20 protein-coding genes are annotated in these 22,111 nt (G+C 68.1%); 14 read left to right on the top strand and 6 right to left on the bottom strand.

The features are described 5' to 3' along the window. The first annotated feature begins 338 nt into the window (after positions 1–338). Positions 339–1,865: an acyl--CoA ligase family protein gene (locus tag BO226_RS02580; RefSeq protein ID WP_006550623.1), complete on the top strand. Its 1,527-nt coding sequence runs from the start codon at positions 339–341 to the stop codon at positions 1,863–1,865. A gap of 25 nt (positions 1,866–1,890) precedes the next feature. On the opposite strand, the gene BO226_RS02575 is transcribed toward BO226_RS02580, so the two are convergent. Continuing rightward, the gene (locus BO226_RS02575) at positions 1,891–3,216 is read right to left on the bottom strand and encodes an MFS transporter (protein ID WP_039586348.1); all 1,326 of its coding nucleotides are present in this window, start codon (positions 3,214–3,216) and stop codon (positions 1,891–1,893) included. Between the two features lie 33 nt (positions 3,217–3,249). After that, entirely contained in the window at positions 3,250–3,738 is a 489-nt protein-coding gene (locus BO226_RS02570; RefSeq protein WP_019288011.1) for a VOC family protein, read from the bottom strand. A gap of 140 nt (positions 3,739–3,878) precedes the next feature. Between BO226_RS02570 and BO226_RS02565 the strand changes: the two genes are divergently transcribed. The 6 genes from BO226_RS02565 (at position 3,879) to BO226_RS02540 (ending at position 10,514) form a co-directional block, all read left to right on the top strand. Next, positions 3,879–4,751: an SDR family NAD(P)-dependent oxidoreductase gene (locus BO226_RS02565; protein WP_071934561.1), complete on the top strand. Its 873-nt coding sequence runs from the start codon at positions 3,879–3,881 to the stop codon at positions 4,749–4,751. A 32-nt stretch (positions 4,752–4,783) separates the two neighbouring features. Continuing rightward, positions 4,784–6,853, top strand: coding sequence for an ATP-binding protein (locus tag BO226_RS02560; protein WP_071934560.1), 2,070 nt, complete (start codon positions 4,784–4,786; stop codon positions 6,851–6,853). Positions 6,854–6,920: 67 nt separating this feature from the next. Next, entirely contained in the window at positions 6,921–8,363 is a 1,443-nt protein-coding gene (locus BO226_RS02555) for an FAD-dependent oxidoreductase (protein WP_232238040.1), read from the top strand. 25 nt (positions 8,364–8,388) lie between these two features. Next, positions 8,389–8,907 (top strand): phosphatase domain-containing protein, encoded by a 519-nt coding sequence (locus tag BO226_RS02550; RefSeq protein ID WP_071934558.1) that lies wholly within the window; start codon positions 8,389–8,391, stop codon positions 8,905–8,907. A gap of 275 nt (positions 8,908–9,182) precedes the next feature. Next, positions 9,183–9,734 (top strand): CGNR zinc finger domain-containing protein, encoded by a 552-nt coding sequence (locus BO226_RS02545; RefSeq protein WP_071934557.1) that lies wholly within the window; start codon positions 9,183–9,185, stop codon positions 9,732–9,734. Between the two features lie 111 nt (positions 9,735–9,845). Continuing rightward, positions 9,846–10,514 (top strand): pentapeptide repeat-containing protein, encoded by a 669-nt coding sequence (locus tag BO226_RS02540; protein ID WP_071934556.1) that lies wholly within the window; start codon positions 9,846–9,848, stop codon positions 10,512–10,514. Positions 10,515–10,524: 10 nt separating this feature from the next. Here BO226_RS02540 and BO226_RS02535 read toward each other — a convergent pair whose 3' ends face one another. Genes BO226_RS02535 through BO226_RS02520 form a run of 4 tightly spaced genes read right to left on the bottom strand, consistent with a single transcriptional unit; the run spans position 10,525 to position 15,337 of the window. Further along, complete coding sequence (locus BO226_RS02535) at positions 10,525–11,919, bottom strand: xylulokinase (RefSeq protein ID WP_071934555.1); 1,395 nt, start codon at positions 11,917–11,919, stop codon at positions 10,525–10,527. Next, a complete protein-coding gene (locus tag BO226_RS02530; protein ID WP_071934554.1) occupies positions 11,916–12,842 on the bottom strand; it encodes a carbohydrate kinase family protein in 927 nt (308 codons plus the stop codon). The genes BO226_RS02535 and BO226_RS02530 overlap by 4 nt, the downstream gene beginning before the upstream one ends. Further along, positions 12,839–14,311 (bottom strand): mannitol dehydrogenase family protein, encoded by a 1,473-nt coding sequence (locus tag BO226_RS02525; RefSeq protein WP_071934553.1) that lies wholly within the window; start codon positions 14,309–14,311, stop codon positions 12,839–12,841. The genes BO226_RS02530 and BO226_RS02525 overlap by 4 nt, the downstream gene beginning before the upstream one ends. Before the next feature lie 6 nt (positions 14,312–14,317). Continuing rightward, positions 14,318–15,337: an NAD(P)-dependent alcohol dehydrogenase gene (locus BO226_RS02520; protein ID WP_071934552.1), complete on the bottom strand. Its 1,020-nt coding sequence runs from the start codon at positions 15,335–15,337 to the stop codon at positions 14,318–14,320. A gap of 128 nt (positions 15,338–15,465) precedes the next feature. Between BO226_RS02520 and BO226_RS02515 the strand changes: the two genes are divergently transcribed. The 7 genes from BO226_RS02515 to BO226_RS02485 all read left to right on the top strand — a co-directional run bounded on the left by BO226_RS02515 (position 15,466) and on the right by BO226_RS02485 (position 22,095). Then, positions 15,466–16,533, top strand: a complete 1,068-nt coding sequence (locus BO226_RS02515; protein WP_071934551.1) for a sugar-binding transcriptional regulator — start codon at positions 15,466–15,468, stop codon at positions 16,531–16,533. A gap of 6 nt (positions 16,534–16,539) precedes the next feature. Beyond that, positions 16,540–17,895: an ABC transporter substrate-binding protein gene (locus BO226_RS02510; RefSeq protein WP_230826361.1), complete on the top strand. Its 1,356-nt coding sequence runs from the start codon at positions 16,540–16,542 to the stop codon at positions 17,893–17,895. Next, a complete protein-coding gene (locus BO226_RS02505) occupies positions 17,892–18,857 on the top strand; it encodes a carbohydrate ABC transporter permease (RefSeq protein WP_006550640.1) in 966 nt (321 codons plus the stop codon). Before BO226_RS02510 ends, BO226_RS02505 begins: the two co-directional genes overlap by 4 nt. Further along, positions 18,854–19,744, top strand: coding sequence for a carbohydrate ABC transporter permease (locus tag BO226_RS02500; RefSeq protein WP_006550641.1), 891 nt, complete (start codon positions 18,854–18,856; stop codon positions 19,742–19,744). The genes BO226_RS02505 and BO226_RS02500 overlap by 4 nt, the downstream gene beginning before the upstream one ends. A 33-nt stretch (positions 19,745–19,777) precedes the next feature. After that, positions 19,778–20,857 carry an ABC transporter ATP-binding protein gene (locus BO226_RS02495; protein WP_006550642.1) on the top strand — a complete coding sequence of 360 codons (1,080 nt, stop codon included), beginning with the start codon at positions 19,778–19,780 and terminating at the stop codon, positions 20,855–20,857. 22 nt (positions 20,858–20,879) lie between these two features. Continuing rightward, positions 20,880–21,434 (top strand): sugar O-acetyltransferase, encoded by a 555-nt coding sequence (locus BO226_RS02490; RefSeq protein ID WP_033097265.1) that lies wholly within the window; start codon positions 20,880–20,882, stop codon positions 21,432–21,434. A 76-nt stretch (positions 21,435–21,510) separates the two neighbouring features. Beyond that, positions 21,511–22,095 (top strand): hypothetical protein, encoded by a 585-nt coding sequence (locus BO226_RS02485; protein ID WP_228044938.1) that lies wholly within the window; start codon positions 21,511–21,513, stop codon positions 22,093–22,095. The last annotated feature ends 16 nt before the right edge of the window (positions 22,096–22,111 follow it).

The following is a 22,111-nucleotide window of genomic DNA, read 5'->3' as shown; positions in this document are numbered from 1 at the left end:
GGCTCGACGGGAGTCTCCGTCTCCGTGGCCCTCGCGCGCGTCGCGGTCGGCCGCCGCGCCGGACGGGAGGTTCGGCGGGCTTCGTTCTGCCGAGCACTCATACCACTCGCCTTCTCTCGTGGACGAGCACGGTGCCTCTCAGTGAACGCCGGATTCCGGGTCCGGTCAACGGCAGACGGAGCGTTCAGCCGGTACGGAAAAGGGGTGGACCCTGTTCAAGATCGGTAACGGCTCTTGGAAGAATGGTCATCGCCCTCACAGCACACGGGGAGGTGTGCGCATCATCGTTCGCGATGGGGAGTGCGCGCGCGACGTAATCCGAAGGAGCACCGACAGACGTGACCGAGCAATTCAGTTTCGAAACACTCACGCCCACGGCATTTCTCGACCGCTCCGCCCGGGTCTTCCGTGACGACCTCGCAGTGGTGGACGGCGACATCCGTCGCACCTATGCCGAATTGCGCGATCGGTGCCTGCGACAGTCGGGCATGCTGCACGCTCTCGGTGTCGAGCCCGGCGACCGTGTCGCAGTACTCGCGCCGAACACCTCGCTGATGCTCGAGGCGCACTACGGTGTGCTCTACGCGGGCGCCGTGCTCGTCTCGCTCAACACGCGCCTCACCGCGCCGGAACTGCGGTTCATTCTCGAGCACTCGGGCAGCCGGGTCCTGCTCGTCGAGGAGTCGCTGGCCGACCTGGCCCGCGAGGCCACGGCCGATCTGCCGTCGATCACGGTCGTCGGCGACGACTACGAGGACAAGCTCGCCGCCGCCCGTCATCGGTGCGTGCCGCTCGCCGACGAGCGCACCATGATCGCCCTGAACTACACGTCCGGCACGACGGGTGATCCGAAGGGCGTGATGTACCACGCGCGCGGCGCCTACCTGCAGGCCCTGGCGATGGTCGCGCACTTCGGGCTCGACAGCGGATCCACCTATCTGTGGACGCTGCCTATGTTCCACTGCAACGGCTGGACGTTCACCTGGGCCGTCACAGCAGCCGGTGGCACGCACGTGTGCCTGCCCAAGGTCGACCCCGAGCGGATCTGGGATCTCGTGCGCACCGAGAACGTCACGCACCTGTGCGGCGCGCCGACCGTTCTCGCGTCGCTGGTCGACGCCCCGAATGCGGGCGGCATCGACCATCGTGTCGTCGCGGCGATCGGTGGCGCACCGCCGGCGCCCGCCCTCATCGAGCGGTGCACCGCGCTCGGACTCGACATCACGCACCTGTACGGGCTCACCGAGACGTACGGCCCGGCGGCGATCTGCGAGTGGCGTTCGGAATGGGACGTCCTCCCCGAGGACGAGAAGGCACGGCTGCGCTCGCGGCAGGGCGTGGGCAACGTCGTGGCCGGCGAACTCCGCATCGTCGACCCGATGGGATCCGACGTTCCCGCCGACGGTGAGACGACCGGTGAGATCGCGCTGCGCGGCAACAACGTGATGCTCGGTTACTACAACAACCCGGACGCGACCGCCCGCGCCGTGCCGGACGGCTGGTTCCGCACCGGCGACATCGGCGTCATGCATCCGGACGGCTACATCGAGATCCGCGACCGCGCGAAGGACGTCATCATCTCCGGTGGCGAGAACATCTCGTCCGTCGAGGTCGAAGCGGCGCTCATCAGCCATCCGGCCGTTCTCGAGGCCGCCGTCGTCGCGGCGCCGAGCGAGAAGTGGGGCGAACGTCCCGTCGCCTACGTGGCACTGCGCAGCGGCGCGAGTGCCGACGAAGCGGAACTGCGCGCGCATGTGCGTTCGCAGCTCGCCGGTTTCAAGGTTCCCGACAGCATCGTCTTCGGTGCCCTGCCGAAGACCGCCTCGGGCAAGATCCGCAAGGTCGAACTGCGCGAGCGTCTCTGAGCACCGGCCGGGGCGGTTCCCGACGTCACCTCTCGTCGAGAACCGTCCCGGCCCGCTCGGGCAGCGTGAATGCCGCGAGCGCGGCAACGACGAACGACACCGCGAACGCACCGAAGACGAGACCGTTGCCACCGACGCCCAGCAGCACCGGCACCAGCAGCGGTGCGATGATCGACGCGAGCCGCCCGAAGGCCGCTGCCGAACCGGTGCCGGCGCCCCGCACCGGCGTGGGATACAACTCGGGTCCGATCGCGTACAGGGCACCCCATGCGCCCAGGTTGAAGAACGACAGCGCCATACCCGCCGCGACGATCGTTCCCGGAGTCTCGGCGAGCCCGAACAATCCCGCCGAGACTGCCGACCCTACGAGGAATACCCCCAGCGTCAGGCGACGTCCCCACACCTCGATCAGCCACGCCGCGACCCCGTAGCCCGGTAGCTGGGCGAGCGTGATGAGCAGCGTGTAGCCGAACGAGGTGACCAGGTCGAAGCCCTGCGCGACGAGCAGGCTCGGCAGCCAGATGAACGCGCCGTAGTACGAGAAGTTGATGCCGAACCACACGATCCACAGCGCCGCGGTGCGGCGGCGTAGGTTCGGCGCCCATACCGATCCCCGGGGTACACGCTCGACTTGGGCGACAGGTCGGCCGGGTTGTTCGTCATCGTCCGGCACGGAGGTGACCCCGGCCGAGCGCTCGTAGTCGCGCACGATCGCCTCGGCTTCCGCGTGCCGTCCGCGACTCTCGAGATAGCGCACCGATTCGGGTAGGCCGAACCGGACGACGAGGGCGTAGGCAGCCGGGACGAGCCCGACGGCGAGCGCCCACCGCCACCCGTCGTCGCCGGTGGGAACGACGAAATAACCGATGAGAGCGGCCAGGAGCCAGCCGACCGCCCAGAACGCCTCGAGGGCCACGACCACGCGTCCTCGCACCTTGCGGGGCGCGAACTCACTGACCAGCGTCGACGCGACCGGCAGTTCGGCGCCGAGACCGAGTCCGACGACGAACCGCAGGACGATGAGCATCGCCACCGAGGTCGACAGCGCCGCCGCGCCGGTCGCGAGACCGTAGACGAGCAGCGTCGCGGCGAAGACCTGCCGGCGTCCGATGCGGTCGGCGAGCAGACCACCGAGGGACGCACCGATCGCCATGCCGACGAAGCCGATGGATCCGATCCACGAGAGCTGCGTCGACGACAGATCCCACTGCACGGCGAGGGCTGCCATGACGAACGAGATCAACCCGACGTCCATGGCGTCGAGGGCCCAGCCCACGCCGGAGCCGGTCAGCAGGCGGCGATGTCTGCCGGTGAACGGCAGGTCGTCGAGCCGCTGGGTGCGAGTGGTCATGCACCGAAACGTACCGCAGCGCTCGGGCGCCGATCAGCCGCGCGCGGCGGCCTCCAGCGCCGACACGTCGATCCGGCGCATCTTCATCATCGCGGCGGTCACGCGCTTCGCGACCTCCGGATCGGGGTCGGCGAGCAGTTCGTTCAGCCGTTTCGGTACCACCTGCCACGACAGGCCGTACTTGTCCTTCAACCATCCGCAGGCGGATTCCTCGCCGCCGTCGGCGGTCAGCGCGTACCAGTAGTGGTCGGCCTCCTCCTGATCGGCGCAGTCGATCTGGAGGGACACCGCTTCGGAGAACCGGAACTGCGGTCCCCCGTTGAGTCCGTAGAAGACCTGACCGTCGAGGAAGAACTCGACCGTCATCGGGGTCCCGGGCGGGACCGGGATGTCGCCTCCGGTGGACTCTTCGGTGTAGCGGGTGATCTCACCGATCTCGGAGTTGGGGAAGATGCCGATGTAGAAGTTCGCGGCCTCCTCGGCGTTCATGTCGAACCACAACCACGGAGTGATCCTGGGCATCGTGACTCCTCGTGTCGTCGAATGTGTTCCACTGTCACGAAGGCAGACCCTGTCCGGCCCGGATTCTCATCGCCGTGCGCACTCGCAGGCCGAGCCGCAGGGCTCCCGTGCTCGTAGGGGGAACGCATGCCCCAACGGTTATGACCGGAGGCACGTCCGGTTTCGGGGCGATCGCCGCCGAACGGATCCCGGGCGCAGACGGGATTCGCCTCGTCCACAGTGCCCGGCACGCCGCATCCACCGGAGAGGCACTACCGCTCGATCTGTCCTCCCTCGATTCCGTTCGTACCTTCGCGGCGACGGTTCGCGAGCGGAGCGACCGGATCGACGGGCTCGTGCTGAACGCCGGGATGATCCGGAGCGACGTCGCCGCGCGGACCGTCGACGGTTTCGAGACGACCTTCGTCGTCAACCATCTCGCCCACTACCTGCTGCTGCGCCCGTTGCTTCCGGCTCTGGCGGACCGAGCCGTCGTCGTTGCGACCACCAGCGGCACACGCGACCCCGCGACCGGTGCGGGACTGGTACCGCCACGACATGGCGACGCCGGGTTGCTCGCCCACCCTGAACGGGATCCCGACCTCGATACGCATCCCCGCAAGGCCGGACAGCACGCCTACACCGCCTCGAAACTGTGCACCGTCCTCACGATGCGGAGGTTGTCGAAGGACGACACGGTTCGAGCCGGACGGATCACCGCGGTCGCCTTCGATCCCGGCCAGGTCTTCGGAACCGGTCTGGCACGAGCACTTCCCACTCCGATGCGACTGGCGTGGCGCGGCCTCGGGACGCGGGCCGGCATGTTCCTCCGCATCGTGCAGGACACCTTCAACACGCAGACCGAAGCCGGGAACACGCTCGCAGACCTCGTTCTCGGTGACATCGACGTTCCGGACGGCCGGGGTTATCTCGCACTGCGCCGTGGCGAACCGTCGGTGCTCGCTCGCAGCGACGAGCAGGCCGAACGGTCGTGGCGCGAGAGCGCACGGCTCGTCGGACTGCCCGACCGTTAGGTGTAGGTCCCCCGGGCGTAGTATCGGGTGGCATGGGGAGCGCCTCGCGGTCCTCACGGCCTCTCAGCGATCGTCTCGCCGCACGGGCGCGACGCGTGTTCGTCGGTCGCGATGCCGAACTCGAGATCGTTCGCTCCGCACTGGACTCCCCCGAACCCTCGATCGCCGTGCTGTACCTGTACGGTCCGGGAGGCATCGGCAAGACCTGCTTGCTCGGCGCGATCTCCGATCTTGCGGAACGGAGCCATCGCGCGGTGACTGTGATCGACGGGCGCAACACGGATGCGTCGCCCGGCTCGGTCCTCGCGTCGGTGGATCGCCACATCGGCGACCGGCCGAGGGTGCTCCTCCTGGACTCGTACGAGCGGCTACGCGTGCTCGACGACTGGATCCGAACCGATTTTCTTCCCGGCCTTCCTGTGACGACGCTGACGGTGATCGCCGATAGGTCACCGCCCTCCGCGGGATGGCGCACCGATCCGGGTTGGGGTGATCTGCTCCGGATCGTGTCTCTCAGGAACTTCGACCCCGCTACGAGCGCTGCCTACCTCACCGCTGCGCGGGTTCCCGAGGAACTGCACGACGAGATCATCGGGGCAACGCACGGACATCCGCTCGGGCTCGGTCTGCTCACGGATGTCTTCGTCCGAGGAGGCGATGTACGTGTGCCGTGGCCTCCGGATCTCGTCGGGATGTTGCTCCGACGGTTTCTCGATACCGAGCCGGGGATCGCACATCGCCGCGCCCTGGAAGTGTGTGCGCTCGCCCGGGTGACCACCGAAGCCCTGCTGCGTGACGCCCTCGAGCTCACCGATGCACACGCCGAGTTCGAATGGCTCCGTGAGCTGTCGTTCGTCGAAGCAGGGCCGGACGGATTGTTTCCCCACGATCTGGCACGCGATGTCCTCGACGCCGATCTGCGCTGGCGCGATCCCGATGCCTACCGGTACACCTTCCACCGCGTGTGGAAGGGCATTCGCCGCGGTCTCGATTCTGCAGGAGAATGCGAACAGCAGCAGGCCATCGTGGACCTGAAGTTCGTGTTCCGCAATCTCCCCGGTGTGCTGTCGCCGGTGGATTGGCAGTCGTGGGGAAGCGCGCAACCCGAACGTGCGGAGCAGGCCGATCACTCCGCGATCGTCGATCTCGTGCGGACGTCGGAGGGAGACGAATCCGCGGTGCACGCGCGACGATGGCTCGAGCGACAACCCGAGGGTTTCTTCGTGTTGCGCGACACCGACGGATCGATACGTGGTGTGCTCGGTCTGTTGGAACTCTCGCGAGCGTCACCCGAGGATGTCCGTGCCGACCCGGCGACGCGAGCCGCGTGGGATTTCGCCCGGCGGACAGCGCCTTCCCGTCCCGGCGAGTGTGTCGCGATCACACGCATCGTCATCGACCGCGCTGACTACCAGAATCCTTCTCCGACAATGAACTCGGTTCCGGTGCTCACCTTCCAGCGCTATTTCACCCTGCCGCATCTGTCGTGGGACTTCCTGGCGCTGGCGGAGCCCGACCGGTGGAACGAGTACTTCGCGGTCGCAGATCTCCCCCGTGCCGAAGGAGCGGATTTCACGGTCGGCGATCGTCACTACGGACTGTTCGCTCACGACTTCCGCCGTCGGGATGTCGACGAGTGGCTCACCGTCGTAACCGATCGTGCTCTGGCTCAGGGGCACAGCGGTCCCGAGCCCACGATGTCCCTGCCTCTCGCGCTGTCGGAGAAAGAATTCGCGGGGGCAGTCCGAAATGCGCTGCACGACCTCCGTCGGCCCGATCTCCTCTCTCGTAATCCCCTGTTGCACACGAGGGTCCTCCACAAACGGTCCTCTCCCGACGATCCCGATCCGGTGGTGTTGCGCGCGCTCCTTCGTGAGGCGATCGATTCCTTGGCGAGCGACCCTCGGGACGACAAGCTCTTCCGCGCGGTGGACCGCACGTACGTGCGCGGCGCAGCAACACAGGAAGCAGCGGCAGCCAGACTCGGGCTGCCGTTCAGTACGTACCGCCGACATCTGACCCGCGGCGTCACCCGCGTCGTCGGATGGCTGTGGGATCTGGAGGTGTACGGCGAGGCACCGTCCGGCCGTGAGCACATGTGAGCAGGTTCCGGCCTGTCGACCGAGCACCTTCCGCAGCGACGATCGATTCCGAGGAGGAGGTGTGATCATGCCGATCGGAGAGCGCGCCGTGGTTCTCGGCGCGAGCATGAGCGGATTGTCGGCGGCCCGTGTCCTGTCGGACAGGTTCGCCGAGGTGACGGTGATCGATCGTGACCGGCTGCCGTCCACGGACGAACCACGCCGTGGGGTGCCCCAGGGACGGCACATCCACGTGCTGATCTCACGGGGACAGCAACTCCTCGAGGAGATGTTCCCCGGGTTGTCACAGGAACTGACCGCTGCAGGCGTTCCCACCCTCGACCACCTGGGCGACGTACGGTGGATTCTCAGTGGTCACCGGATTCGTCAGGGGCCGAGCGGTCTTCGAGTACTGGCAGCCGGCCGTTCGCTGCTGGAGCGCCGGATTCGTGACCGTGTGGCCGCGTTGGCGAACGTCGAGATCGTCGAACGGTGTGATGCCGCGGGTCTCGTCGCGACCGCGGACCGCAGCCGGGTGGTCGGTGCGCGGATCATCCGCCATGCCGACGGAAGCGCCGAGCAGGTGCTCGATGCCGACCTCGTCGTCGATGCGACCGGACGCGGATCCCGCGCCTCCGAATGGCTCGGGAGACAGGGCTGCCCGCAGCCCCGGGTCGACACCGTCGAACTCGATGTCGGCTACGCCACCGCGGTGTTCCGTGCGTCTTCGGTTGCACTCGGCAGCGACCGGGGCATCGTCATGGCGCCCACGCCCGAACATCCACGCGGTGCCGCCCTGCTCACCCTCGAATCGGATCGGTGCATGGTGGCCCTGATCGGGGTCCGCGGCGAAACCGTGCCGGCGACCCGGAGGGACTATCTCGAATTCGCACGGTCCCTGAGGTACCCGGACGTGTACGACGCGATCGCGGATGCCGAATGGGTCGAGGATGTCGTCCGGTATCGCTTCCGGGCGAGCACGTGGCATCGCTACGACCTTCTCGACCGATTTCCCGACGGATTCCTCGTCCTCGGCGACGCGTTCTGCAGTTTCGATCCGATCTATGCCCAGGGGATGACGGTCGCCGCCCTCGAAGCCACCGCAATGGGCCGCCTCCTCGACGACCACGGGCCGTCCGCTGCCGTTCAGCGGAAGCTCGCGCGTGTCGTCGACGATGCCTGGGCGATGTCCACCGGTGGCGATCTCGCGTTCCCCGGTGTCGAGGGCCGGCGGGATCCGAAGACGAGGATCGGCAATGCATACGTACCGATGGTGCACGCGGCAGCCGCACACGACTCGAAGGTGGGTACAGCGTTCGCCCGGGTGTCCGGACTGCTGGATCCCCCATCGGCATTGATGCGCCCAGGAATCATGGCACGTGTTGTCCGACAGAACATTTCGCATTCGGTCGCGTGGCCGTGGCGCCGAGCCGACGGATCCGCGATGCCGCCTCGCCGGTCGCCTCCGGGACCCGCCGGTCCGGCGGCACGACCTTCGTCCCTCTCGCAGACCAGGCCTATGCACACGTAGTCGCCGGAGTGGGTATACATCGTCCGTGACGAAGAAGACGCGCGATCGCAGGAAACCGGGGCGGCAACGGCACCGGCCGCCGAGCACCGCGCCCCCACCACCGGCGGGATACGTCGAGGATCCGACGCTACCGGCGGCCTGGCTGGTCGACATCGACGGAACGCTCGCGCACATGAGCGACCGGAGTCCCTTCCACTGGCACAGGGTGGGCGAGGACACCGTCTCCCCGGCGGTCGAGGCCGCGGTGCGAGCGTTCGCCGCCGCACCCGACAGGGCGGCGATCGTGCTGCTCTCGGGACGCGACGGCGTGTGCCGGCCGGAAACCGAGGAGTGGCTCGTCAGGCACGACATCCCCTACGACGAGCTGTACATGCGTCCGGCAGGCGACAATCGGAAGGATTCGATCGTCAAGGCCGAGTTGTTCGACCGTCACATCCGGCACCGCTATCGCATCATCGCGGTGCTCGACGATCGCGATCAGGTGGTGCGCATGTGGCGTCGGATGGGACTCGTGTGTTTCCAGGTCGCAGAGGGCGATTTCTGAGGGGGATCTGCACACGTCCGATACTCGACCGGTGACTCAATCATTCTGGGACACTTCGGTACTCAGCGCAGTCGGCGGAACGAACGGCGCCCCGCCGAGATCGACGCGTCGGGCCCCGCACCCGACGCACCGCACGTACAGCACCTGTCCGATCGACGTGGCGTGACTCGACTCCACGCTCCACGCGTGTTCGTGAGCGGGAGTCCGGAGGGGGCATTCCTGTGGGTTCCGAGCTTCGATAGCGGTCATGTCCACCACCATGATGTAATGGCCTTATGCATCTCAACCCTTACGGCGAGTATGCGGTCCTTCTCGCGGCGTCACTGGCCGGCGACTGGCCCGACGATCGGGACGGCATCGTGGCCCGTACGCGCGAGGTGGGGATGACCATGGACTTCCCGACCGCGCCCGACGACCATCAGCGCACCCGTGAGGTCATAGACGACTGGCTCGCCGTCGTCGACGCGTCCGACCCCAGGGAACGTGCGCGCCTGCTCAACGAGCAGATGGCCGCCGCAGCGGCTTATCCCCGGCTGACCGATCACGACGGCGAGGGGTGGCACCTGCACTACCGCGACGAGGTCCAACCGCTCCCCGACGTACTGCGCGCGGTGATCAGCGTCGGCACGGCACTGCACCTCACCACTCGTGGAATGCACCGCCTCCACCGGTGCGCCGCAGCGGACATCCCGACCAACCCGTGCTCGGCCGTGGTCGTCGACATCACCCGCAACGGTCGCCAGCAGTACTGCTCCGTGCGCTGCGCGAACCGCGCTGCAGTGCGCCGGCACCGAGCGCGGGCGGCCCAGCAGCGTCGCTCCGCGTAGCCGAGTAGCACATCGCAACCGGGGACGGGCCTGTCCCCCACGTTCCCCCGAACCCGACGAGTTGGGAAGCTGAACGGCAGACACCCGACCGATCCGGAGGCTCCGAGAACCATGGCTGCTCGTTCCACCACCCGTCCGCCGAGGATCGACGCTCCGGACCTCGGTGTCCTCACCGACACGGACGGCGACGAACTGCACGCACACGGGATCTTCGAGAGCGTGCGCTACACCGGCACGGACCTGACGGGCCGTGATCTGACAGGGATCGTCCTGTCCGAATGTTCGCTCGTCGCATCGATCGTCGCCGACAGCGACCTCACGAGCGCACGCCTGCGCGACACTCTCGTCGAGCGTATGCAGGCACCGAATCTGTTCGCGCCGCGCAGCAGCCTGCACCGCGTGCACATCCGGGACAGCCGGATCGGTGCGCTGGACCTCTTCGACGCGGATCTGCGCAGTGTCACGATCGCGGATTCGAAACTCGGCCTGGTCAATCTGCGGGCCGCCGCGGGACGCGACGTGCTCTTCCGCGGCTGCATCGTCGACGAACTGGACCTGGGCGGGGGCACCTTCACCCGCGTCGCCTTCGAGGACTGCTCCGTCGGCGTTCTCGACGTCGACCGCGCGACCCTCGACCAGGTCGATCTGCGTGGCCTGCGCATCGACACGATCCGCAACATGGGCGGGATGAAGGGCGCGACGATCGACGCCCACCAGGCCGTAGCCCTGGCAGGGCAGTTCGCCGCCCACCTGGGCCTGCGCATCGAGGACCTTCCCTGAGCACTGCGCTTCAGCGGTCGGTCAGGTCCCGCACCTCCGCGTAACGCTCCCGCACGTGCGGGGCCGGGTCGGCCTCGTAGTGGCGGCTCGGTTCGGGTTCCCAGGTGGGAGGCTCGTCGCCTCCGCGCAGCACCCACGCCGCCTGCCGGGCCGCGCCCCGCGCCACGTACTCCCCTGATTCGGGAACGTCGACGGGCATGCCCAGCACCGCCGGCGCCAGCTCGCACACCGCCTGCGAGCGCGCTCCACCGCCGACGAGCAGCACCCGTCGGACCTCGGTGCCCTGCGCCCGGATGTGGTCGATGCCGTCGGCCAGCGAGCACAGCAGGCCCTCGAACGCCGCGCGGGCGAGATGGGCGGGCGTCGCCGTTCCGAGCCGCAGCCCGTGCAGGGCGCCCGTCGCGCCGGGACGGTTCGGGGTGCGTTCCCCTTCCAGATACGGGACCAGCACGAGTCCGCCGCTGCCGGCCGGCGCCGAGAGTGCGAGCCGCGTGAGTTCGGTGTGGTCGACGCCGAGCATCGTCGCGGTGGCGTCCAGTACCCGGGCCCCGTTGAGCGTGCACACCAGCGGCAGGTGCCGGCCGGTCGCGTCGGCGAATCCCGCGACGTAACCGTTCGCGTCGCGGGGCGGTGTCGTGGATACGGCGCACACCACGCCCGACGTGCCGATCGAGACGACCACATCGCCTTCGCGGACGTCGAGGGCCAGCGCGCTCGCCGCATTGTCGCCGGCCCCCGGACCGAGCAGGGCGCCGGCGACCGTCTCACCGACGCTCTCGGCCGGCCCGGCGACCCGCGGAAGGATCGGGCTCGGCCGGCGCAGGGCCAGTTCGAGCAGGTCCCGACGGTAGGTGTCGGTGGATGCGTCGAAGTAGCCGGTGCCGCTCGCGTCGCTGCGATCGGTGGCGAGCCGATCGAGGTCGCGGTCGGTGCGCATCGTCCACGTCAGCCAGTCGTGCGGCAGGCACAGCGCCGCGGTGCGGTCGGCGTTGCCGGGTTCGTGGTCGGCGAGCCAGCGGGCCTTCGCGACGGTGATCGCCGCGAGCGGGACCACCCCCACGGCCTCGGCCCACGCGGCCGAGCCACCGGCCTCGTCGACGAGATCGGCTGCTGCCGCTGCGGATCTCGTGTCGTTCCACAGCAGCGCGTCGCGGACCACGTCGCCGCGATCGTCGAGGCACACCATGCCGTGCTGCTGCGCTCCCACCGAGATCGCCGCGACGTCGTCGAGTCCGCCCGCTTCGGAACACGCCCGATCGAAGGCGGCGCGCCACTCCAGCGGGTCCACTGCGGTGCCGGGTGGATGCGGAGCACGACCTTCGCGCACGACGGCTCCGGTGTCGGCGTCGCACACGACGACCTTGCACGACTGGGTGGACGAATCGATCCCGGCGACGAGCGTCATCGTGCCGCCTCCCGGGCCGCGGTACGGTCGGCCAGCGTGGGCAGGTCGGCGCCGGCGCGCGCGACGGTCAGACCGGAGGTCCACGCGGCGGTGGCGAGCACATCGCGCAGGTCGTCGATGCCGCGCAGCCGTTCCCGATTATCGGCGCCGAGGAGCCCGCAGGTCCACAATCCGTCGAGCAGACCGACGGTGAAAGCGTCGCCTGCCCCGACCGTGTCGACCACCTCGACCCGCACGGCGGGCACCTCGACGGTTCCGGCCGCACACAGCGCCACCGCACCGTGTTCTCCGCGGGTCACCGCGACGATCGCCGGCCCTCGCGAGAGCCAGTCCCGTGCGGTGTCGAGGGGATCGCGGTCGGGCGCGAACCACGTCAGGTCCTCGTCGCTGGCCTTGACCACATCGGCGAGCGAGACGAGGCGTTCGATCCGTTCCCGCCCACGTGCGGGGTCGTCGATCAGCGCAGGGCGGATGTTCGGGTCGAAGCTCACCGTGGACGTTCCCGCCTGCTGCGCGACGAGTTCGGCGACGAGATCACAGCCGGGTTCGAGCACCGTCGCGATGGATCCGGTATGCACGAGCACGGCGTCCACCGACGGTGGTGGCTCGACCGGATCCCAGACGATATCGAATTCGTACTTCGCGGAACCCTTCTCGTCGATCTCCGCCTGCGCGGTCGCTGTGCGCTCGGCTGCCGCGCTGCCCGGTGTCAACGACACGCCGGAGGCGGCGAGATGGTCGACGATCCGCCGTCCGCGAGCGTCGGTGCCGACGCGTGTCGTGAACTGCACGGGCCGGTCGAGCCGCCCCAGACCCAGCGCGACGTTGAGCGGACTCCCGCCCACATGCTCGACGGGTTCGGCACCGCCGCGGTGGACGATGTCGACGAGGGCTTCTCCGACGACGAGGGCGTGGCCGTTCATTCCGGCTCTCCCGGAAGTTCCTTCAGGGTGGCGCGGGCGCCGTCGTTGTGCAGGGCGTTGAGCGCCCAGGTGTAGGCGTCGACGAAGCGATGGTTCTGCGCGAGATCACCGAAGACCTCGGTGATCTCGATGAAGGCGGTGGGATGCGTGAGTTGTCGTCGCGCGATCGGGACGAGCGTGTCGGCGAGTCGGTCGACCACCTCGATCGGTTGCCCCTGCTCGTCGACGCCTTCGGCGTAGCGCGCCCACGAGGCGACGATCGCCGCGGACAACTGCACGTGACCACCGGTGGCCAGGTTCTCCCGGATCACCGGCACCAGCCACTTCGGGATGCGATCGGACGACTCGGCGCACAAGCGGGCGATCGTGTCCCGGATCTCGGGGTTCGCGAACCTCTCGATGAGGGTGGTCTTGTACTCGTCGAGATCGATGCCCGGCACCGGTTCCAGGGTCGGTGTCGCTTCGGTGTCCATGTAGGCACGGACGAATCCGGCGAGGAGCGGATCTTGCGCGGCCTCGTGGACGAGTCGGTATCCCATGAGATACGCGAAATAGCAGAGCCCCTGGTGACCCGCGTTGAGCAGACGCAACTTCATCAGCTCGTAGGGAGCGACGTCGTCGACGATCTGGACTCCCGCATCCTCGAAGGGCGGTCGTCCGTCGGCGAAGTCCTCCTCGAGCACCCAGGAGGTGAAGGGTTCGGCGGCGACCGGCCAGCGGTCCTGCACGTCGAAGCGTTCGGAGAGCGCCGAGACCACCTCGTCGGTGGTCACCGGGGTGATCCGGTCGACCATCGAGTTGGGGAAACGGACGTGCTCGGTGATCCATTCTGCGAGATCGGGATTCAGAAGGCGCGCGTATTCGGTGAAGACGCGACGCGCGACGGTTCCGTTGCCCTCGATGTTGTCGCACGACATCACCGTCGGAGCGCGCAGCCCCCGCTCCCGGCGCCGGGCGAGAGCCTCGGTGACGAGACCGAAGACGGTGGCCGGGGGTTCGCCGGACCGCAGATCGTGTTGCACGGCCGGATCGTCGACGTCGAACTCACCGGTGTCGTGACGGATGTTGTAACCGCCCTCGGTGACGGTCAGCGAGATGATCCGGGTGGTCGGGGCCGCGAGGAGCTCGATGACCGCCTCGGGATCGTCTGGGGCGTAACGATAGTCGATGATGGAGCCGATCACCCGCGGCTCCCAGGTGCCGTCGGGGTGGGTGAGCACCAGCGTGTACAGGTGGTCCTGGACGGCGAGCGCCTCCTGCATACGGCGATCACCGGGGAGCACCCCGACGCCGCAGATACCCCATTCCTTTGCCTTCCCCTGTTCGAGGAGCCGGTCGACGTACATCGCCTGGTGCGCGCGGTGGAATCCGCCCACACCGAAGTGCACGATGCCGACGGAGACGTCGTCGCGCCGGTAGCTCGGGACGGGCACGCCCAGCTCGGGGAGCGTCTGCTCGTTCACGTGCATGGATCTTCAGTCCTTTCCCGCCGGATCGGTCACGTCCACGACGGCCTTGATGTTTCCGGGTGTCCGATCGGATTCGAGCGCGTCGGCGGTCTTGTCGAGGGGGAACCGGGCGGTGACCATCGAGTCGAGATCGACCCGGCCCGATTCGACGAGTGCGAGCGCGGTCGGCCACGTGTTCGCGTAGCGGAACACGCCGGTCAGGATCAGTTCGCGGTTCTGGACGAGCTGCACCGGCAGGGTCATCGTCTCGGCGCCGGATCCGACGAGGACGACGGTGCCGCCGGGACGGACCGCGCGGATACCCGAATCGACGGCGGCGGGGGCGCCGGACGCGTCGATGTAGGCGTCGACGCGCAGGGCCGACGGGTCGTCGACGCGGGGGTCGAGCGCAGCGCTCGCCCCGAACGACAGTGCGGTCTCGCGTCGCCGTTCGTCGAGGTCGGTGACGACGACCTCGACCGCACCGAAGGCGCGCGCGACCTGCGCGACGACGATGCCGACGGGACCGGCGCCGGTGACGAGAACGCGGGAGCCGGCGGTGACGCGGGCCTTGCGGACGGCCGCGATACCGACCGACAGCGGCTCGCACAGAGCGGCGGCATCGTCGGACACGGTGTCCGGAACGGGATGCGCGAAGGCCGCCCCGATGGTGACGTACTCGCACAGCGCGCCGTCGACCGGCGGCGTGGCGTAGAAGCGCATGTGCGGGCACAGGTTGTAGTCGCCGCGGCGCGTCTCCTCGGTGAGCGGGTCGGGACGCTGCGGCTCGATCGAGACCCGCTCGCCGATCCGGCTCTGCGGAACACCGTCCCCGACCGCGACCACGACCCCGGACGCCTCGTGGCCGAGCACGATCGGATCGGTCACGACGAACTCGCCGATCCGCCCTTCGCGGTAGTAGTGCGCGTCCGAACCGCACACCCCTACGGTGGTCACCCGGACGAGGACGTCGCCGGACTCCGGTGCAGGTAGTGGCCTTTCCTGCATCTCGATGCGGCCCGGTTCGAGAAGTACGGCGGCACGCATCGTGTCCGGGAGCGGCGGGCGAACTGTTGTGTGGGTCACACTGTGATGCTAACGTACTGAGCAGATGCACGCACCCCTGAGCAGATGCTCACGAAGCGTCCGAATACTGCTCACACCAAGGAGAGCTCGTGACCGCCCCCGGCCCCACCAACATCCCGGACACGGAGAGCCCGGTATCCACCGATGATCTCCGTCTCGCCGTGCGGGCCGCGACGCTCTACTACCTCGACGGACTCACGCAGGCCGAGGTGGCGCAGCGTCTCGGCGTCTCCCGTCCCACCGCCGGCCGGCTCGTCGCGCGCGCTCGCGCCCAGGGCCTGGTGCGCATCGAGGTCACCGTGCCACCCGCCTGGCGCGACGACCTGCACGCCGAGACCGAACGGGCACTCGAGGAGCGCTACGGACTCGTCGAGGCCGTGGTGGTCGGGCGCCGGGTCGACGACGCGGGTCCGATCGAGGACTCCGCAAGCTTCACCGCCCTCGGGCGCGCCGCCGCCGGCCTGCTCACCCGCCGTCTCCGCCCCTCCGACACCCTCGGATTCACGTGGGGTCCGGAGACCGTCGCCGTGGCACAGGCCATCCCGTCGGGTGTCGCCAGTTGCGCCACGATCGTCCAACTCGACGGCTCCCTCTCCACGAGCGCCTACCAGACCGGCACCGAGTTCGTCCTCGGCCGCTGCGCCGAACAGCTTCGGGCGCAACCGCTCCGGCTTCCCACACCGCTGTACGCCGATCCGTCCACGGTCGCGTCGATGCGCGCCGACTCGTTGATCTCCCGCACGCTCGAGGTCGGGCGCCGCGCGGAGGCGATGATCTTCGGTGTGGGCGCCGTGTCGACCTCGACCACCCTGTTCGAGGGCAGCTTCCTCGACACCACGATGCTCCACGAACTCGACGGCCTCGGTGCGGTCGGTGAGATCGGCGGCCGGTTCTTCCGTGCCGACGGCACCGCCGTGCACGGCGAACTCGAAAGCCGCACGATGTCGGTACCTCTCGACGACGTCCGCGACTGCCCCGCCACGATTCTCGTCACCGGCGGACAGTCCAAGCACCGCGCTGTACTCGGTGCTCTCCGAGGCGGTCTCGCGAACATGCTCGTCTGCGACATCGCGTGCGCCCAGTACCTGCTCGACCATCCCGACCAACGCCCTCGAGAACGGCACCCCGAAGGACGAGGCACCACCGAAATGAGGTAGACCATCGTGCCTACAGCAAGAAGATCCATCCGCGCGGCCGCGGCAGGAGCCGTGGCCCTGAGCGTCGCACTGACCGGTTGTGCCGGTGCAGGATCAATCGGTACGTCCGGCCGCACCGTCACCATCGCGATGGTGTCGAACTCCCAGATGCAGGACGCACAGCAACTCGCGTCGCAGTTCGAGGCCGAGAACCCGGAGATCGACCTGAAGTTCGTCACCCTCTCCGAGAACCAGGCCCGCGCCAAGATCACCGCGTCCACGGCGATGGGCGGTGGCGAGTTCGACGTCGTGATGATCAGCAACTACGAGACTCCCCAGTGGGCGGAGTACGGCTGGCTCACGAATCTGTCACCGTACATCGAGCAGACCGACGGCTACGACGCCGACGACATCATTCCCTCGCTGCGCGAAGCACTCTCGTACGAGGGCGATCTGTACTCGGTGCCCTTCTACGGCGAATCGTCGTTCCTCATGTATCGCAAGGACCTGTTCGAACAGGCCGGCATCACGCTGTCCGACCCGCCGACCTGGACCGAGGTCGCCGAGGCCGCAGCGCAACTCGACAGCCCCGACATCAACGGCATCTGCCTTCGCGGCAAGCCCGGCTGGGGTGAGCTGCTCGCACCGCTCGACACCGTCATCAACACCTTCGGCGGACGGTGGTTCGACGAGAACTGGAACGCACAGCTGAACAGTCCCGAGGTACGCGAAGCGGTGCAGTTCTATGTCGACCTCGTCCGCGAGTACGGTCAGCCCGGTGCCGCGACGAGCGGATTCAGCGAGTGCGCCACGCAACTCGCGCAGGGCCGGGTCGCCATGTGGTACGACTCCACCTCCGCCGTCTCGACCCTCGAGGATCCCGCGTCGAGCAACGTCGTCGGGAAGATCGGCTACGCGGCCGCGCCCGTCCAGGAGAAGGACCCCTCGGGCTGGCTCTACACCTGGTCGCTCGGCATCCCCGCGAGCAGCGAACACACCGAGGACGCCTGGAAGTTCATCTCGTGGATGACCGACCAGCAGTACCTGCGCACCGTCGGCGAGCAACTCGGCTGGGAGCGGGTGCCGCCGGGCAGCCGACTGTCGACCTACGAGATCCCCGAATACGTCGAGGCCGCCGCGGCCTACGGCCCGATCACCCTCGAATCCATCGAGGGAGCCGACCAGCAGAACCCCACGGTCGACCCCGTCCCGTACACGGGCATCCAGTTCGTGGCCATCCCCGAGTTCCAGGATCTCGGCACCCGGGTCAGCCAGCAGATCAGCGCCGCCATCGCCGGACGGCAGAGCGTCGAGGACGCCCTCGACCAGGCACAGAAGTACGCCGAGGCCGTCGGCGCGACCTACCGGGAGAAGACGTCATGACCGCACCTGCAGCGCAGCGTCCCGCACCGGACGCCGACGAGCGCATCCGCGCCGTACGGGAAGCGAAGGAGGAGCAGATCTCCCGCGCCGAGGGATGGCGCCGGCGCGGCCCCCTGCTCCCGGCCCTGATCTTCACGATCGTTGTCACACAGATCCCGTTCCTGTTCACGCTGTACTACTCGACCCAGTCCTGGAACCTCGTCAGCCCCGGCTCCCGCCGGTTCGTCGGACTCCAGAACTACGTCGACGTCTTCCAGGACAGCCAGTTCTGGCAGGTCACCCTGAACACGGTGATCCTCATCGTCGGCACGGTCCTGATCTCCGTGATACTCGGGCTGCTTCTTGCGCTCCTGCTCGACCGGGCGTTCCTCGGCCGCGGTATCGCACGGACCCTGCTCATCACGCCGTTCCTCGTCACCCCGGTCGCCAGTGCACTGATCTGGAAGACGTCGATGTTCGATCCCGTTTTCGGCATCGTCAACTTCGTTCTCTCCCCCTTCGGATTGGGAGAGGTGGACTGGATCAGCCGGTTCCCGCTCCCGGCCGTGATGGTCGCGCTGGTGTGGCAGTGGACGCCGTTCATGATGCTGCTCATCCTCGCCGGCCTGCAGTCGATGCCCCGCGACATCCTCGAGGCCGGCCGCGTCGACGGCGCCGGAGCCTTCGCACTGTTCCGCGAACTGACGCTGCCGCATCTGCGCCGGTTCATCGAACTCGGCACCGTTCTCGGCGCGATCTACCTGGTGAACACGTTCGACGCGATCTACATGATGACCCAGGGCGGACCCGGCACGGCCAGCTCCAACCTGCCGTTCTACATCTACCAGCGCGCGTTCCTCGGCTTCGACATCGGCCAGGCCGCGGCAATGGGTGTCGTGGTCGTCATCGGCACGATCGTCATCGCCACCTTCGCGCTGCGCCTGATCTTCACATCGTTCACCGGCAAGGAGGAAGCGGCATGAGCACCACGGCCACGCAGCCGCAGGCTTCGGACACCACGGCACCCACCGGCCGTGTCATGCGCACGGCCCGGAAGCGCAAGAACCGCAAGTTCAATCCCTGGGGTGTGGTCGCGTGGATCGCCGCCATCGGATTCTTCTTCCCGGTCTTCTGGATGGTGCTCACCGCCTTCAAGCAGGAGGCCGACGCCTACTCCGACCCACCGAAGTTCTTCTTCACCCCCACCCTCGACCAGTTCCGGGCGGTGTTCGAGACCGGAGTGGGCACGGCCCTGCTCAACTCGGCCTTCGCCACGATCGTCTCGACGGTACTGGTCCTGCTGCTCGGCGTGCCGGCGGCCTTCGCGCTGTCGCTGCGGCCGGTGAAGAAGACCAAGGACGTGCTGTTCTTCTTCATCAGCACGAAGATGCTGCCCATCGTCGCGGCGATCATCCCGCTGTACGTGATCGTCGCGAACGTCGGCCTGCTCGACAACATCTGGGCCCTGATCATCCTGTACACGGCGATGAACCTGCCCATCGCGGTGTGGATGATGCGGTCGTTCTTCCTCGAGGTCCCGGGCGAGCTGCTCGAGGCGGCGAGCATGGACGGCGCGAGCCTGTGGACGGCGGTGCGCGAGCTGATCCTGCCGCTCGTCTCCCCCGGCATCGCTGCGACCGCCCTGATCTGCGTGATCTTCTCGTGGAACGAGTTCTTCTTCGCCGTCAACCTGACCGCTGTTCAGGCGCAGACAATTCCCGTCTTCCTCGTCGGCTTCATCACCGGTGAGGGCCTGTACTGGGCCCGGCTGTCCGCCGCCGCGACGATGGCGGCGCTGCCCGTCGTGCTCGCGGGCTGGCTCGCCCAGAACAAGCTCGTGCGCGGCCTGTCGTTCGGCGCCATCAAGTAGACCCGATTCCTTTTACCAGCAAGGACTTCCATCATGGCCGACATCACCTACCGCAACGCCTCGTGCATCTACGAGAACTCCGACACCTTCGCGGTCGATTCGCTGAACCTCGACATCGAGAACGGTGAGTTCGTGGTCCTCGTCGGACCGTCCGGATCCGGCAAGAGCACCGCGCTGCGCATGCTCGCCGGGCTCGAGGACATCGACGAGGGGTCGATCTCCATCGGCGGCAAGGACATGACCGGTGTGCCGTCGAAGGACCGCGACATCGCGATGGTCTTCCAGAACTACGCGCTGTACCCGAACAAGACGGTCGCCGAGAACATGGGCTTCGCTCTGAAGATGCGCGGTGTGAGCGCGGACGAGCGTCGCCGCAAGGTCGAGGAAGCGGCGAAGATCCTGGACCTGACCCAGTTCCTCGACCGCAAGCCCGCCAAGCTGTCCGGTGGTCAGCGCCAGCGCGTCGCGATGGGACGCGCGATCGTGCGCGAGCCACAGGTGTTCTGCATGGACGAGCCGTTGTCGAACCTCGATGCGAAGCTGCGCGTGCAGACTCGCACCGAGATCGCGGCGCTGCAACGCCGTCTCGGCACCACCACCGTCTACGTCACCCACGACCAGGTCGAGGCGATGACGATGGGCGATCGCGTCGCCGTCCTGAAGAACGGAGTGCTGCAGCAGTTCTCCAGCCCCACCGAACTCTACGACCGTCCCGCCAACGCGTTCGTCGCCGGTTTCATCGGCTCACCGTCGATGAACCTGCTCCGCGCGAAGGTCGTCGACGACGGAGTCGTCGTGGGCAGCACCGTCATCCCCGTCGAACGCGACCGCATCGCGCGACTGCACTCCGCAGGCATCGAGGAGGTCACCGCCGGGATCCGGCCGGAGGACTTCGAGATCGCCGACGAGGGCGTCGAAGCCGTCGTCGAACTCGTCGAGGAACTCGGCAGCGAGTCGTACCTGTACACGCGGGTGCCCGGCACCGGCAATCAGGTGGTCGCGCGGGCCCTCGTCCGCACCCCCGCACGCCTCGCCGACACCGTGCACCTGCGCAAGCGCGAAGGTACGGTGCACCTGTTCCACGTCGACACCGGAGAGCGAGTGGGCGACTGACCCGGCGACGGAAGGATCCTCAGTGGGCGAGCAGAAGGAACGGATGCTGGCCGGCGAACTCTACATCGCCGACGACCCCGAACTCGCCGCCGACGCGCTGCGGGCAGCGCTGCTGACCGAGAAGTACAACGCGTCGAGTGCAGCGGATACGGATGCGCGTCGCGCACTCCTCGAGGAGTTGTTCGACTCGATCGGTGACGACGTGGAGATCCGGCCGCCACTGCAGGTGGACTACGGGTATCGGATCACCGTGGGGGACGGGACATTCGTCAACTTCGGCGCGATCATGCTCGACGTCGCGCCGATCACGATCGGCTCGGACGTGCAGATCGGCCCGAACGTGCAACTCCTCACGCCCACTCATCCCCTCGATCCCGATCTCCGCCGCGCGAAGTGGGAATCGGCGCAACCCATCACGATCGGCGACAACGTGTGGCTCGGCGGTGGCGCAATCGTCGGACCGGGCGTCACGATCGGCGAGAACACGGTCGTGGGAGCCGGCGCGGTGGTCACCCGCGACCTGCCGCCGAACGTCGTGGCGACGGGCGTACCTGCTCGGGTGACGCGCCGGCTCTGAGCCGATCGAAGCCACCGCCTCCGAGTCGATCGGAGCGGAACTTGCGTCGATCCCGACGCTCGCTATGCTGCCCCGCATGATCAGTCGCCGCGCACGCCTCGTCAGCTTCGTCGTCGTCGCGGGTGCGGCACTCGTCGCGGCAGGGTGTTCGCGCAGCGTGGAGGGTGAGGCCACCGCATCCGAAGCACCCCCCGAGCCGTCGAGCACCACGGCGACCTCGTCGGCGCCGACCACGACCGCGACCACCACGGCCGCACCGAAGCCGGTCGACCCCGACGACTACGCGGCGACCAGCGAGGGCGTGTACTACTTCGCCTCGCCGGGCGGGCAGTTCGGATGCGCCATCCTCGTCCACACCGCCCCCCTGACGGGCTGCCAGGGCACGATGCCGGCGAGTGCACCCCGGGTCCCCGGCAGCGGCGCGCCCGACGTGCTGGTGCCCGCGAACGCCCTGATGCTCGAAGGGGACGGCCCCGGAGAGTGGGTCAGCATCGGCGACATCGCGTTCACGGATCTCGGAGGTGCCCCGAATACGCTGCCCCACGGCAGCACTCTCACCGTTGATCCGTTCACGTGCACCGTCGACGAGAAGACCGCTGTCACGTGCGAGACGGACACCCATGGCTTCACCGTGTCGGAGACCGGTGGCGAGGTGTGGTGACCGCATCGGCGATCAA

Origin of the sequence: Rhodococcus sp. 2G, assembly GCF_001886355.1 — a bacterium.
GTDB lineage: Bacteria > Actinomycetota > Actinomycetes > Mycobacteriales > Mycobacteriaceae > Rhodococcus > Rhodococcus pyridinivorans.
Note: the sequence above shows the minus strand (reverse complement) of the source record. Positions and strands in the feature narration are given on the sequence as shown.

Coding starts and splice junctions, on each gene's coding strand:
- BO226_RS02565 (WP_071934561.1), top strand. CDS start 3,879: ATGACCGGAGGCACGTCCGGTTTCGGGGCGATCGCCGCCGAACGGATC.
- BO226_RS02540 (WP_071934556.1), top strand. CDS start 9,846: ATGGCTGCTCGTTCCACCACCCGTCCGCCGAGGATCGACGCTCCGGAC.
- BO226_RS02525 (WP_071934553.1), bottom strand. CDS start 14,311: ATGCACGTGAACGAGCAGACGCTCCCCGAGCTGGGCGTGCCCGTCCCG.
- BO226_RS02560 (WP_071934560.1), top strand. CDS start 4,784: ATGGGGAGCGCCTCGCGGTCCTCACGGCCTCTCAGCGATCGTCTCGCC.
- BO226_RS02500 (WP_006550641.1), top strand. CDS start 18,854: ATGAGCACCACGGCCACGCAGCCGCAGGCTTCGGACACCACGGCACCC.
- BO226_RS02535 (WP_071934555.1), bottom strand. CDS start 11,919: ATGACGCTCGTCGCCGGGATCGATTCGTCCACCCAGTCGTGCAAGGTC.
- BO226_RS02520 (WP_071934552.1), bottom strand. CDS start 15,337: ATGCGTGCCGCCGTACTTCTCGAACCGGGCCGCATCGAGATGCAGGAA.
- BO226_RS02505 (WP_006550640.1), top strand. CDS start 17,892: ATGACCGCACCTGCAGCGCAGCGTCCCGCACCGGACGCCGACGAGCGC.
- BO226_RS02495 (WP_006550642.1), top strand. CDS start 19,778: ATGGCCGACATCACCTACCGCAACGCCTCGTGCATCTACGAGAACTCC.
- BO226_RS02575 (WP_039586348.1), bottom strand. CDS start 3,216: ATGACCACTCGCACCCAGCGGCTCGACGACCTGCCGTTCACCGGCAGA.
- BO226_RS02570 (WP_019288011.1), bottom strand. CDS start 3,738: ATGCCCAGGATCACTCCGTGGTTGTGGTTCGACATGAACGCCGAGGAG.
- BO226_RS02485 (WP_228044938.1), top strand. CDS start 21,511: ATGATCAGTCGCCGCGCACGCCTCGTCAGCTTCGTCGTCGTCGCGGGT.
- BO226_RS02545 (WP_071934557.1), top strand. CDS start 9,183: ATGCATCTCAACCCTTACGGCGAGTATGCGGTCCTTCTCGCGGCGTCA.
- BO226_RS02530 (WP_071934554.1), bottom strand. CDS start 12,842: ATGAACGGCCACGCCCTCGTCGTCGGAGAAGCCCTCGTCGACATCGTC.
- BO226_RS02555 (WP_232238040.1), top strand. CDS start 6,921: ATGCCGATCGGAGAGCGCGCCGTGGTTCTCGGCGCGAGCATGAGCGGA.